This window comes from Pedobacter steynii (genome assembly GCF_001721645.1).
Classification (GTDB): domain Bacteria; phylum Bacteroidota; class Bacteroidia; order Sphingobacteriales; family Sphingobacteriaceae; genus Pedobacter; species Pedobacter steynii_A.
Window position 1 is genome coordinate 6,164,695 of sequence record NZ_CP017141.1, and the last position, 14,536, is coordinate 6,179,230.

Genomic DNA, 14,536 nt, shown 5'->3' on the forward strand with positions numbered 1-14,536 from the left:
AAGAGATCATGGCCGTCCACGATACCATGGACGTGCTAAGCGGGAAATGGAAAATTTCTATCATTTCTTCTATTTGCTATTACAACAAAAGAAGATTTTCTGATATTTTGAATGATGTAAACGGAATATCAAACAAAATGTTGAGCAAAGAATTAAAGGAATTAGAGATGAATAAGCTGATAAAACGAACGGTTTTAGACACTCAATCTGTAACCGTTCAGTATCAACTAACGGAATATGGCAAAACATTACAGACCATAATTAATGATCTTACTGACTGGGGAATGAAACACCGGAAAGTAATCATTGGAGAGAAAGAGAAGTAAAAATGGGCTTCCGATAAACGTCTAAAACCCCTGCTGATCGTGCGATTGCAGGGGTTTGCTTTTTCAGGTATGCGGGATAAAATGTTTCCTGATTTCTTTAGGACTGTATTCTTTGTAAATTTCCAAATCGTTTCTCCTGAATGCGGTCGTAATCTTTCACATAATCCGGATGTTCTGTTTTCATCCACCTATCCCAGACCCTTAAATACAATCCATAGTTTCCTTTAAACTTCTGATGGTGCATGTTATGGAAAGTAGAAGTATTGATGATTTCGAAAAGGAAAGTATTCCGGAATCCTTTAGGCATAATTTCATAACCAAGATGTCCGTAAACATTGATCACAAAAGAAGAAAAGGCAAACAGCATCAATGTTAAAGGATGCAAAGGCATGGTAAACACCAATACGATCATCACTCCTCCTTCGGCTACCGCTTCAAAAAAATGAAAGGAATAAGCAGCCCAAGGAGAAGGATTGGTCGATTGATGGTGCACCAGATGTGTTGCCTTAAATAGTCTTTTATGGTGCAATATCCGGTGCATCCAATAAAAATAAGTGTCATGCACGATTAAGGTGAGTAGTAAACTAACCGGAACCCACCAAAGCGGATAAGTATGCAGATCGGTATAGATAAAAGTATATCCGCGTATTCCTTTTGATAAAGCAATCAATGCCATTACGGCCAGCACCATACTGGACACCGAAGAATGCAGGATCTCGCGCAAGAAATCGGCCGTTCCCGCCAGCTTGCTTTGAATTTTATTTCGCAGCATACTCTTGGGGAAAAGCAGGTAAAAAACTAAAAAAAAGACACCTGCAATAAGAAAATAACGACCTATTGTGAGGAGAAACGCCAAAATGATATTCTCAAAAGTTTGATTCATGATTATTTACGTTTTCTGCGGATCAGGGTCACCATTCCAAGCAGGAAGATGGCTCCCGGAATTACGCCATAATAAAATATTTGTATCGTTTTCACGCTGCCCTTGGTGAGCGTTGTTGCATTGTCTTTACGATCCGGCCTGCTCGTATCTATCGGGAATTCCCCATAAGCAAACCATTTGAAAATACCGAGGGCAAAACCTGCGTTAATGGTGGTCATATTCAACCTGGACAGTTCGGCATTGCTTAAAAAGTCGGCATCGCCTGATACCATGATGCGCTGCTCTTTGTTGTTCCGGTTCCTGGTCAGCATCAATGCAGTAGGAAAACTGCCCTTCTGGTCTCCGGCTCTGGCATCAAATACTGCAGCAGCAGAATCCAGCACCAGCTTACCGTTTTTCAGCCAGCTGCTTTCGGCATTGGTTGTTAACAATGGGTGGACTACAAACGGCCCCTTAGGATCGTAACTTAAAGCGGCTGCACCCGGCATGGAAACCACCCATTTCTGCAGGTAGAAAGGTTGTAATTCCGGAGTCATGGCTATCGCTCCGGCAGCCAGATTTGGGGCCACCAGATCATTTGCATAATCTTTACTCTCCTGAACCAATGTTCCTTCCAGCATTTTTACCCCAAGGGAATCCAGCAATGGATTCACAACACCTTGCTTCCCGGTCTCCCCGGCAATCATCAGGTTTCCGCCCTCACTGATATATTTCCGGAGCTTAGTGAGGGCAGCCTGACTAAAGGCCACTTTAGGATCAGCGATCACCAAGGCCGCAATGCCTGCAGGAATCTCGCCCCTTTCCAAAGAGACACTATCGACATCAAAGCCCTGGTTGATCATTGATCCCCTGCTCAGCTTCGTATTCGTCAAGGTTTTATAATCTCTGTCGCCTACTTTGTCCATGCCCCGCTGATAACCATCGGTTGCAAAAACAACTTTTGGCGCATTCACCATCAGACGTTTTAAGGCTGCCCCTGTTTCCGCTTCTTTGGGCCAAAAATAAGTATCGGGAGAAAATGTCCTTAGAAAAGTCGTCTTGCCTTTATACTTTAACTGCATCACCACACGGGCGTTCTCTCCTTCCAGGTTAATCCGTTTCTTGATCTCTGCAGGTGTCAGAAACTTACGCAGGTCAAGTTTCAACAGGTTGGACATGAACATCACATAATAGTTAAAACTGACCTTTTGCTGTTTCAACTGTACGGTTAAACCCGGGATACTATCATAATAATACACCCATTTCAGCTTGATATTTGGTTTAAAACGCAGGTAAGGCTCCCAGCGGGCAATGTCTGCGATCCGTTGTTTAGGCGTCGCCTGGTTGTAAGAATCTTCCAGGCCATTGATGTATTCGGTCATCTCCACAGGTTCATCCCCCATCTTTCTAAGGATTTCCTGTGTGTTTTTACTGATGGTGTTTTGCTTCGTAGCCGTCGCATCGTAATAACCAATCATCTGCTGGCGGGAACTGACATAGGTTGCTGTTAAACCGATCGCCAGGATCAAGCCATAGCGTATCACCTGCTGAAACACAGTTTTCGAGAGCCGCTCCAGTTCCAGTTTAGTGATCGTGAAAGCCAGAAACATCCCGGAAATCACGAAGTAATAAATCACATCACGACTGTTCAGCAATCCCGCCAGCATCCTTGCCGTACGGCTTGGCATAGATAAGCTATGGGTCAGGTCGCGGATAAAATCAATCCCTTGTCCGACTGTACCAATATAATTCATAAAACCCAAAGCCAAAAAGGTGCTGATGGCCGCAACCGCCTGGTAAGTAGTTAAACTGGACACAAAGATGCCGATAGCAGCAAAGGCATTGAGCATTAAATAAATGGCGAACAATGCCACTAAAATATGTGGGTAATCAAAATGCGGGATGTATATGGCACCAATCAACACAAACAACGCGATTACGCCAATGATCATCAGGTTATACACCAGCATCGCGGTAAATTTTCCATAAACCACCTGGTTTAGTTTTACCGGAGAAGAGTACAGTAATTTGATGCTTCCGCTACTAGTTTCTCTGCTGATGATCCCCATGGTGATCAAAGGAATGTAGAGATACAGTTTATCCAGAATAGCACTCAGGACACCAGCGTAGTCTATGCTCATATACAACCGCTCCGTCAGACCGCTAAATCCTTGTCCGCGGACCAACTCAGGCAACTTGGGAGTAAAGCCCATGCTCATTTGCACAAACAGAATCAGCAGCATCAGCCAGGCGATCGGTGAATAAAATAGCAGGCTGAGCTCCAGCCTCGCTATTTGTATTATTTTCTTCATATTTTTATAATCAAGGGTTAGTTTTTTCTGGCATCAGGACCAGTTTCACATAGTTTTTGTCCTGAATGTAAGTCGCCGCAGCTTGCTGAACTGATTTTATGGTAATGCCATTTAAGGCGGCGTCATAATCAAAAAACTGTGTCAGCGGTTCTTTATTCATCACCTGCGAAACCAGGTAGTCCAGCCAGAACTCATTGTTCTTAGCGCCCGTTTCCAATCCGACTTTACGCGCAGCCTTAAATTTCTGCAGGTTTTCTGCGGAAGGGCCTGCAGTTTTCATTTTGTTGATTTCATCCTGTACTGAAGCAATCAGCTGATCTACATTCTTAGGTGCACAGTCAAAAGAAACGACTATAGCAAATCTGGTTTTCGGATATCTGGATAGGTTCATCTGCACATTCGGGGTATAGGTCCCTCCTTCCTGATCGCGAAGGCGTCGGGTAAGGCTGATCTTTAATACATCGGCAATTGCATTCATCTTAATGGTGTTCTCGAAATTGTAATCAAAAGCGCCTGAATAAACCAGAACAACACTTGACTTCTGCTCTGTGCCTTTATATACGGTTTTAGAAATCCTACCCGCAGGAACGTTAATACCAAGGTCGCGCATGGTTTCTTTCTTCCTTGTCGAAGGCAATGAGCCCAGGTATTTTTCCAATAAAGGCTTCACTTTTGCTACTTCCATATTTCCAACAAATAAGAAAGTGAAAGCTGAAGCATCGGCAAAACGTTCTTTATAGATCTCAAAGGCCTTATCCAGTTTTACCGCATCTAAACGATTGATACTTTGTGGTTTCTTGCGCAAATGATAGTTGCCCAAGACCAGGGTTACAGTATCCATAAAAACCTGACTGCGGCTATCTTGTTTATTGATCAACTGTTCTTTAGCCCTGCCCAACAGAGTCAGATAAGATTCTTCGTCCTTTCGGGGTTCTCTGAAATAAGCGTGCAGCAACTCCAGTGCAGCTGGCAAATCCTCTTTGGTGGTACTGCCATTGAATCCCTGATACTGATCAAGTATAAAAGGGCTTAGCTGGACCTTTCTGCCTGTCATCAGTTTACCGAGCTGCAAGAAGTCATAGTTACCTGCACCTGCTGCTGCAATGATATTTGCGGCATTGGTGGCGCTTTCGTAATCTGCATCACCAGATAAAGAGGTTCCTCCTTCTGCAAGTCCCTTAAACAGGATCTGGTCGTTCTGAAAATCGGTTTTTTTCAATAGCACCGTCAGACCATTACTAAGCATGATTTTTTGAATATCTGCTTTTTTGATCTCTTCCACAGCGCTGATTTTTCCCGGAACAGGTTCCTTTTTAAGCAGGGGAAGTAAGTTTTCCTCTTCTTCCATCGGAGGCAGACTTTGTGTATACACACTTTCTATCCATTTCAACACAGTAGCCTCATCCGGAAGAAATGCTTTATTGTACTCTGAAGATTTCACAATAATGTCCCGGTCTGTAGCTTTCATGTAATCCTTCATCAATGCATTGACTTCGTCCAGCGTTACTTCAGGAAGCAATTCGCTGGTCAGTTCCGCTTCTTTACTGATCCCTGGAGCTGCATTACCGGTTAAAAAATGCTGCAGATAAGTCTTGATCAGCAGTTCAGACGCCGTCCTGTCTTTTTCTTTCAAAGCTTCTTCTATCTGGTACTGATGCGCTTTTTTCACCCTTTCCAGCTCCGATTTCGTAAAGCCCTGTTCCTCCATGCGGCGAAGTTCCAGCCATATACTTTTCAAGCCCTGCTCGGTCTCGGCCGGTTTGGTCGTAAGGTTCACAGAAAAAGAATTTAGTCCGCCTGTCAGCGGGCCAAAACCAACAATCGGTAACCTTCTAAACCGGATGCTCACCAGCTCAGCCAGCAATTTTTTAAGCAGACTGGTCCTGTAATCCGCAGTGGTCCTGACGGTATCAGCCAGCTCTTTCTTCGTAATTTCTAAGGAAACCCCGCCCAATTCTGGATCTATAAACTGCATATACTGGTTTTTTCCGGTCAGCTTTACCGGATAAACAGGACGCTCCTTTTCTTTTTGAGGGTTGCGCAGGTCAGAGAATTTTGCCTTGATGTCTTTCTCCATCTGATCTACATCAATATCGCCGACAACCAATATGGCCTGCAAATCGGGGCGGTACCAATCTTTGTAAAAACTGCGGATTTCTTCCGGTGTTACCTTTAGCAAAACTTCTTCCGTTCCGATGGGCAACCTCGAACCGTGACGGGAGTTGTTGGTGTAAAAAGGCACACTTTTTTCCTGAACACGCTGCGCAAGTCCCTGTCTGAAACGTTTTTCTTCCAGGATCACATGACGTTCCCGCTCCACATCTTCTGCTTCGATATTGGCATCCTGTGCCCAGTCGCGGATGATCTGTAAGCCATTGGCCAGCAGTTCCGGATGGTCCGAAGGCAATGGAAGCTGGTAAACAGTTTCTTCAAGACCGGTATTGGCATTGATGTCTGCCCCAAAGCGTACCCCTGCCTTTTCCAGGTAATCAGAAAGCTCCTTTTTTGGGAAATGTTTGGTTCCGTTAAAGCTCATGTGTTCTACAAAATGGGCTATCCCTCTTTGCTGATCTGTTTCCAGAATGGAGCCTACTTTGCTGGCCAGGTACATGGTGACACGTTTTTCGGGTGTTTTATTTTTGCGGATGTAATAGGTAAAGCCATTGGGCAGTTTACCCGTTCTTACTTCCGGATCCAGCTGCAGCGGTTGTGTATCCAGGCTTGTTTTACAGGCTAAAGGAATACAAAGCGTGGCTAGAAACAGAATGCTTAAAAACTTATATTTGATGAACATGTTACAGTGATATTAATGGTTTGCTTGTTACCTGATCGTTTCCTTTAATGATGTCGACGATCTTTTCATTTTCAATGATGATCATTCCCTGCCTGTCGGTGGTGATACCAGATGCCAGTGTATATGGATAGGTTGGTACGCCATCTTTCATCACTGTTGGTAAGAAGGAGAACTGCAGGTTATCACATACTTTACCTAAAGCTTCTCCTACTTCAATAATATGAGTAGAGACGACAAAGAAACTATTCCTGTTTTCTGCAAAGGCTTTAGTTACCGCGAGTGTGGCATCGTAAGCATCTTTTACATTCGTACCTTTAAACAACTCATCAAACAAGACATACAGATCAAGAGATTCACTCACCGCTTTTGCCACTGTTTTGGTCCGCAATACTTCTGCATAAAAGTGACTATAGCCCATATCCAGGTTGTCAGAAACATTGATCGAGGAGAACAAACCATCTTTCACGGAAAACTCCATCTTTTTAGCCGCTATCGGGAAGCCCATGTGGGCAAGGTAAACCGCGATGCCCATCGACTTCATAAAGGTGGATTTACCTGCCATATTTGCGCCTGTTAAGAACAGCACATTTCGGTCTCTGGTTAAATGGAGGTTATTGGCTACGCCATTTCTCAATCCCGGATGGCGAAAACCCTCCATATTTAAGACCATTTGTTCGGCAGGCAACGCTTTGGCATAAACGAATTCATTTTCTGCGGCAACTGTTGCTACACCGGCAAAGACATCCAGTTCATAGATCAGTTTCAATAAAGTTTCCATCTGGTTCATCATTGCATGACGAATCACGTAGTCATTTTTGATCAGTTGCATCAGCGAGGGCTGTTCCTCCCCGCCATTCAGGATGCCCTGCAACCTTGGATCCTGCAGGATTTTTTCTGCCACATCCAGCTCCTCCTGATACACTGCAATACCGGTTTTTAATTTCAGATCTGAAAAGAATATGCGGAATGCTTGCAAGACCTCTATCGTTACCGATTGACCGGCCTGCAATTGCAGCAATTCTGCACTATGGAAAAGCATTTGCTGGATTTTTTTTAGGAATATGCCCCAGGCAACGCTTGGCAGCGCAGCGCCCGCCCCACCAGCCAGGTAATCTTCCATAGACTCTACCTGTGAACGGATCACCGGAAAAATCACCCTGTGTTGCTGAAAAAATGCGAATAAGGCACTGCGTTTATTGATCTGATCCGGCTGATTCAGCGGACGGAGAAACATACCTTCGAGCACTTTCTCCCCACCCCTGGTTTGCAGACGGTTAAACAGGCTATAAATGGATTGCTGCTTAAACTTACCTTGCAGATTCAGGTCTTCGATCGTCTGCTGATCTGCAATAAGGCTGGTCTGCGCTTTCTTTGCTTCTTTTTTATCGCTGATCAGCTCCAGGACCCCTTCATTATTGATGATGATCATCCCATGCCTGTCGTCGGTAATCCCTTCGGTCAGCGTATAGGTATAAACCGGCTTGCCATCTTCCATGCGGGTGGGCAGATAGCGGAAACTCATGTTACTGCATTTTTGCTTCAACACTTCTCCCGCTTCCATAATGTGTGTGGAAATCACAAATAAAGAATGTGGCTTACCGGCAAAAGCTTCCATAATCGCGATGGTACCTTCGTAAGCATCCTTTACATTGGTACCGCGGAAAAGTTCATCAAAAACGACAAACAGGTTCTTTCCGGCACCAAGTTCGACCGCTACTTTTTTCACTCTTAATACTTCCGAATAAAAATGACTGGCGCCCATGGTCAGATTGTCCGGCAGGTTAATGGTGGTATACATGCCATCACAAACAGAGAATTCCATTTGTTTCGCGGCAACCGGGAAACCCAGGTGTGCCAGATACACGGCAATGCTCAGAGATTTCATAAAGGTCGACTTACCCGCCATATTGGCCCCGGTAAGAAAAACAATATTGCTGTCCGGGTTCATCTCCAAAGAATTCGTGACCGGCTTATTCAGCAAAGGGTGACGTACCTCTTGTAATTTCAAACGGTTGGCATCGCGTTTTAAAGCAGTCGCAAAATGATATCCACGTTCCTCCGCTACCCTGGCGATGGAAATGTAAACATCCAGGTGGTAAATGTGCTGCAGGATTTTCTCCATTAATGGACGCTGCTGAAAGCGCAAAATATTGTCGTACTCTACGATCTTACCCGAAGAGATCTTTCCCTTTCCATGATCTGCGAAGATGATTTCCAGCTCTCTGGAATTGACCAGTTCCAGTATTTTTTCCACTTCTTTGCCATAAGGGTTTGCCGCTACTTTTTGCTGAATGTCCAGCATAAAAGCCTTCAATCCCTGTAAAATCTCTGTTAAGGCGATTACACTTTCGCCGGCAGCTTTAAAGTCTGCCATGCTAAAACCCTGATTGGAAAGGCGGCTGCGGGGATCGGTATTGCCCAGATATCGTTCTGCTTCTTCAAAACGGTTTCCCTGTAGCGGGAAAGCAGATTTACTTTGCTGAAAATACCGTAACATCGCAACCCTGTCATTGATCATTTGCTCATCCGAAAGCGGATTGCGAAAGAGATCTTCCAGCAGCGCAGCGCCGCCCTGGGTATAGGTTTTATTAAAAATATGGTAGATAGAATCACTCCCCGATCTGGAGAAGATATTCAAATCATCGATTGTTTGTTTATCAGTTATAAAGCTCATTTTATTTACGTTTTCTGCGAATCAGCAACACCATTCCCAACAGGAATATGGCGCCGGGAATCAGCCCATAATACAATATCTCTAAAGTGCTCACCCCTGCTTTGGTCAGCATCAATTTATTATCTCTGGATTCAGGACGGGATAGATCTACAGGGAATATCCCATCAGCAAACCAGCCAAAAATACCGATGGCAAAAGAGCCGTTCACGACCTCCATATTACTCCTTGCCAGCTCTTTATTGCTAAAGAAATCGGCATCACCGGTTATTAAAATCCGCTGTTCCTTGTTCTTCAGTTTCCGGGTCAGCATCAAAGAAGAAGGAAAAGCACCCTGTTCATCACCCGTCTTTGCATCAAATACCAAAGCAGCTGAGTCCAGTACAAACTGTCCTTTTTTGATCCAGGCGATCTTTTCATTCGTCATTAACAGCGGCTGAATGGTAAAAGGCCCTTTATCATCCTGACTTAAGGCTGCGGCACCTGGCATCGAGATCTTTGCCTTTTCTTTATAAGCCTTTTCAAGCCGCGGACTCATGACCACCGCAGCAGCAGCCAGGGTTGGCGTAACGAGTCCGTAAGAGAAATCCCTGCTTTTCTGCACCAGTGTTCCATTGCGCATTTTTACACCCATGGAATCCAGCAAAGGATTAACAATAGCTTGTTTACCGGGCTCGCCAGCAATCATCAGGTTCCCACCGTCAGCAACATATTTCTGTATTTTGGCTCTTGCAACGGGGCTAAACTGAACTCTGGGATCGCCAATCACCAATACAGAAATACCTGCAGGAATCTGTGCCTGTTCTAAAGACACACTGTCCAGGTCAAAACCCATATTGACCATCGAATTCCGCATAAACTTGTTATTGATTAACATTTTGTAATCCCTGTCGCCGATCTTATCTATGCTCCGCTGATAACCATCTGTTGCAAAAACAACCTTTGGCGGAGTCACAATCAGGCGTTTCATCGCTGCCGCAATCTCTCCCTCTCCCGGCCAGAAATCAGCATCATCGAACGTCCTTAGAAAAGTGGTCTTCCCTTTATACTTTAGCTGGAATACCAGGCGGTCGTTCTCCCCCCGCAGGTCTACTTCTTTACGGATCTGCTCCGGACTTAAAAATCCGGCGGTATCAAAATCCGCAGCCTTTGCCTGTTCGGCAAACAAAGTTTTTAAGCTTTTCCCCTGGTTCATGACATAGAACTGAGGGTCCCTGTAATCGTAATAATAGACCCATTTCAGATTAAGATTAGACTTGAATCGTAAATATGGTTCCCAACGGGCCGTGGCCGGAATACGGCCAACAGGAGCGCCAAAACCATAGGAACTATGTAATCCATTGACATAAGCCGTTACCTCAAGCGGCTCATCACCCATCTTTTTTAAGACTTCCTGGGTCGTTTTAACAATCGTATTGGTTTTGGTAAAGGTGGCATCATAGTAGCCGATTACAGGTTGGCGGGAGCTTAGATAGGCTACTGCCAATCCAATACTCAGCACCAAGAGGTATCTACCCGCATGATAAATAAGGGATTTGCTTACCCTGGCCAGTTGTAATTTTGCAATCGTAAAACCAAGGAAAATTCCAGTAACTACGAAGTAATAGATCACATCACGACTATTTAGCAGACCTGCTACCATACGTTCTGCCCTGCTGGGCATGGAAAGGCTATAGGTCAGGTCGCGGATAAAATCAAGACTTTGTCCGAAATTCCCGATATAGTTCATAAAAGCCAGTACTGCAAAAGTGCAGATCGCAGCAACCACCTGATAGGTTGTGAGGCTGGACATAAAGATCCCGATTGCCGAATAAGTATTTAAAAGCAAATAGGCAACAAGCAGTGCCACAAGTGGATGTGGAAAATCAAAATGATCTATACATGCAAAACCGATCAGGAGAAAGAGGCCCATTAAAGCGATAATCACCAGATTATACATCAGCATGGCGAAAAACTTTCCATAAACGATCTGACTCAGTTTTACCGGAGATGAGTACAGCAGTTTAATGCTTCCGCTGCTCGTTTCCCTGCTGATGATGCCCATGGTTACCAATGGCGTATACAGATAGAGGCTGGAAAGAATGCTAAAAAAGATCCCGAAGGGAAGGTTACCTACCCTCAGGCTCGTGGTAAACAGCTTGTCTGTTAAAAAAGAAAAACCGGGAATAAATTGCTGGATATGTTGTATTTCATCTATCGCCGGAATCAGATCAAAACTCATTTGCAGAAACAAGATCATGATCAGTAACCAGGCTATAGGGGAATAAAATAGCAAGCTGAGTTCCAGCCTCGCTATTTGTATTATTTTCTTCATTTGTATATAGTTTTCTTTGGTGATGACTTCATTTGCGTGCCGATGCTTAGTTCGAGATCCTGGACAATTGGGCAAAGGTTTCATCCAATGAGCTTTTTTCCATATTCAGCTCACGCAAGCGCCATCCCTGCTTTGCACTTTCCAGCACCAGGGTTTCAGAAATACTGCGGTCGCCATTAAAATAGAGGCGCAACTGTTTTTCTGTCAGGTATTCTACTCTTGTAATGCCTTCTATGGCGAGCAGACTATCCTCCGCGGGTGCGTTTTCCATCAGCACAACCATACTGTGCGGCGCCACATAATTGTCGAAAGCTTCCATCGTGTCCGAAAACACAATGCGCCCGCTTTCGATCATCACGATTTGCTTACACAGGTATTGAACTTCGGTAAGGACGTGGGTAGAAAGGATCACCGCCCGTTCAGCAGCAATGTCTTTGATCAGGCCGCGAACTTCAATGATCTGGTTGGGATCGAGTCCGTTGGTTGGTTCATCAAATACCACGAGTTTTGGATGGTGAATAATGGCCTGGGCAATTCCCACCCTTTGCTTATACCCGCCAGATAAGTTCTTGATCAGGCGCTTACTGATATGTATCAGTCCACAGCGCTCTTTTACTTCATCCATGGCAGACCTTATTTGCCTACTGTCTATCGAACGCAGAATCCCACAATGCCTCAGGTACTCATCTACCGTTAAATCCATGTATAATGGAGGTGTCTGAGGCAAAAAACCGATTTCCTGTTTGGCCCGTTCCGGTTCCTTACTCAGGTCAATGCCATTGATGATCACCTCTCCCGCGGTTTGCGACAATACGCCGCAAAGGATGTTCATGGTAGTAGATTTACCCGCTCCATTGGAGCCTAACAGACCTACAATCCCACTCCTTGGGATCTCTATATTGATGTCACGAATAGCCCAGCTGGTACTATAACGGTGCGACAGACCGCTAATACGAACGATTGGTTCCATAGTAGTTAAATTTGGATTAAGAAAATTTATGAAGAGCAGGCTTAAAGAAGCCTGCTTTTGATTAGTAGTCGTTGAACAAAAAGGGTTTTTGTTTTAACACTTCTGTTGTTTCACCGGCTGATCCAATCAGGGCCAGGGTGAAATTCCGGAAACGCCATAAATTATCTTTGGCAACCCCCACTCCGTTTGTAGTATAACTGGCCAGGAGTTTTTGGGTTTCCTGATCCCGAAACTCAAAAATATAATCTCCGGTTTCTAATGGTGCCGCATAGCGCTTGTATTCAGTACCAGCTTTGTAAGCCAGCCCCTCCACTTCTTTACGTTCTCCATTGCTAACCAGGTAAACATTTACAGGTTTGCTTTGATAGGACAGGTTCAGAAATCTAATGCCGAATGTGCTGTCTGCAGCAGTGTAAGCAGGAGGAACAAAAGTAGAAAGCAGGTAATCAGGATGGGCCGCTGTCCCTGTAAAGTATAACCTGTTGATGCTTCCCTTTTTTATTTTAAGGTTCAGTTCAAACAATGGTTTACTTGTTGGCAATGTATCCGGATAGCTGTATACTGTTAAAGGCTGTTCTTCCTTAGTAATCGCGTATTTACCCAATTCATTAAAAGTAGCATAATAAAAAAGCTGTGCACTAGCGTAACGTTCCAAAGGATCGGTTCCTTTAAAGCTAGGCATTAACTTAATATTTCCAGGCATCGCATTAAATAGCGTAAGGTGACTAATAACAGCAGCCTCGTCGTTTTTTTTGCAGGAAACAAAAGCAAAGCACAATAAGCTGATTGACAGTATAATATTCCATTTATAAGTTTTCATGTAGTTCAGTTTAGGTGTTTAATAACCGGGATTTTGAATCAGTTTATTATTTGTCCGTATCTCGGTTAAAGGAATTGGATACAACAACTGATGATCTCCCGCCCAGGGCTGTTTAACAGGAATCACTGAAAGTACATCATGTGCCTTTCCGGTCCTTTTGAGGTCCAACCAACGGTGCCCCCACTCCGAAAAAAACTCTGTTCTTCTTTCTTTCTCAATTGCAAGAACAACGGCTTCTTTGGAAAGTCCTGCGGGGAGCTCATCAATGCCTGCGCGACGGCGAATCACATTCAGATCGGCAATAGCAAGCCCCAATTGCTGGCTTCCCAATGTTAAAGCTTCCGCTCTGATTAAGTATTGTTCTGCCAGCCTTAATATGGTGTAGTATTCTGTGATCGGGCCTCCGATTGACGAATTACCTATTCCTATTTTATATTTGTGGACAAAATAATTGATTTCCCCAGCTTTAGTCACCGGCATTAGCCAGGAAGATTTCCGCTTATCGTTGTTTTCAAATTTCTGAACAAGGTCATCCGCAATGCGAACACCAAAATACTCATTAGCTACACCAGACTGATAAGGTTTTATGGCATAACCTTCCGCTGTGGCATTTCCACGTACGAGCGTCAGGTTGCTATGCTGCATTTGCCAGATTGCTTCTTTATTATTCATTAAAAAAACCTCATTTAAATCCGCCCTCAACTCAAATAGTCCGTTTTGATTAATCACTTCCGTTGCAGCGGCAGCGGCATTGGAATAATCGCCCATAAAAAGGTAAACTCTGGCCAGCATGGCTGTTGCCGCCCATTTGTTCGGACGGATACGTTCTCCGGTTTTTGATCCGGAAAAATCAGCAGCAAGATCTGATTTGGCATCCTGTAAATCCTTAATCACCTGAGTATACACTTCCGCCTTTGGCGTACGGCTCATTTTAATGGTCTTATTAAAATCATCGGTAAGCACCAATGGTACGTCTCCAAAAAAGTTAACCAGGTAGAAATAGGTATAGGCCCTCATGAACTTTGCCTCAGCAGTCAGCTTAGTTCTAACCTCCTTATGCAGCTTTAAAGAAGTAGAAGCCGCGATTCCTTCAATAACGGCATTGGCATTATAAATATTCTTATAAGCAGTAGTCCAGAGGATAGCCGTACCCAGATCCGCCGAAGTGAGTTTATTGGTATACAATGCATTAAGGTTTGCGGCAGAGATATTTAACTCGTCGGCAGACTGGCTGCAAAAGGTTGTAGTTACCCCATTTCCAAAACCAAGGGACAGTTCGTTAATCAATTGCGAATAGGTTCCGGCCATGGCAGAGTTTGCCTGGTTATCATTATCAAAGACCTTCGCTGTAGTAATCGTATTGATTGGATCGGGAATGTCAATCAAATCTTTACAGGAAGAAAACATAAGGATACATGCCACTATAAAGGTATATCTGTTTAAATTTCTTTTCATCATCATCTCATT

General features: G+C 44.2%; 9 protein-coding genes. 1 reads left to right on the plus strand and 8 read right to left on the minus strand.

The features are described 5' to 3' along the window. Window positions 1–8: 8 nt before the first annotated feature. Window positions 9–326, plus strand: a complete 318-nt coding sequence (locus tag BFS30_RS25500) for a winged helix-turn-helix transcriptional regulator (RefSeq protein ID WP_237028660.1) — start codon at window positions 9–11, stop codon at window positions 324–326. Window positions 327–423: 97 nt separating this feature from the next. Here the strand turns inward: BFS30_RS25500 and BFS30_RS25505 are convergent, their stop codons facing one another. From BFS30_RS25505 to BFS30_RS25540, 8 genes are all read right to left on the minus strand, one after another. Further along, window positions 424–1,098 (minus strand): sterol desaturase family protein, encoded by a 675-nt coding sequence (locus BFS30_RS25505; RefSeq protein WP_237028661.1) that lies wholly within the window; start codon window positions 1,096–1,098, stop codon window positions 424–426. A 113-nt stretch (window positions 1,099–1,211) separates the two neighbouring features. Beyond that, window positions 1,212–3,500, minus strand: a complete 2,289-nt coding sequence (locus BFS30_RS25510; protein WP_069381887.1) for a Gldg family protein — start codon at window positions 3,498–3,500, stop codon at window positions 1,212–1,214. Between the two features lie 10 nt (window positions 3,501–3,510). Beyond that, entirely contained in the window at window positions 3,511–6,294 is a 2,784-nt protein-coding gene (locus tag BFS30_RS25515) for a M16 family metallopeptidase (protein ID WP_083252241.1), read from the minus strand. Between the two features lies 1 nt (window position 6,295). Beyond that, window positions 6,296–8,968 carry a MutS-related protein gene (locus BFS30_RS28100; protein ID WP_237028662.1) on the minus strand — a complete coding sequence of 891 codons (2,673 nt, stop codon included), beginning with the start codon at window positions 8,966–8,968 and terminating at the stop codon, window positions 6,296–6,298. 1 nt (window position 8,969) lies between these two features. Further along, the gene (locus BFS30_RS25525) at window positions 8,970–11,279 is read right to left on the minus strand and encodes a Gldg family protein (protein WP_069381888.1); all 2,310 of its coding nucleotides are present in this window, start codon (window positions 11,277–11,279) and stop codon (window positions 8,970–8,972) included. A 46-nt stretch (window positions 11,280–11,325) separates the two neighbouring features. After that, a complete protein-coding gene (locus BFS30_RS25530; RefSeq protein ID WP_069381889.1) occupies window positions 11,326–12,249 on the minus strand; it encodes an ABC transporter ATP-binding protein in 924 nt (307 codons plus the stop codon). A 61-nt stretch (window positions 12,250–12,310) separates the two neighbouring features. Next, window positions 12,311–13,069 carry a DUF4397 domain-containing protein gene (locus BFS30_RS25535; protein WP_069381890.1) on the minus strand — a complete coding sequence of 253 codons (759 nt, stop codon included), beginning with the start codon at window positions 13,067–13,069 and terminating at the stop codon, window positions 12,311–12,313. 18 nt (window positions 13,070–13,087) lie between these two features. Further along, complete coding sequence (locus BFS30_RS25540; RefSeq protein ID WP_083252242.1) at window positions 13,088–14,530, minus strand: RagB/SusD family nutrient uptake outer membrane protein; 1,443 nt, start codon at window positions 14,528–14,530, stop codon at window positions 13,088–13,090. Window positions 14,531–14,536 lie beyond the last annotated feature (6 nt).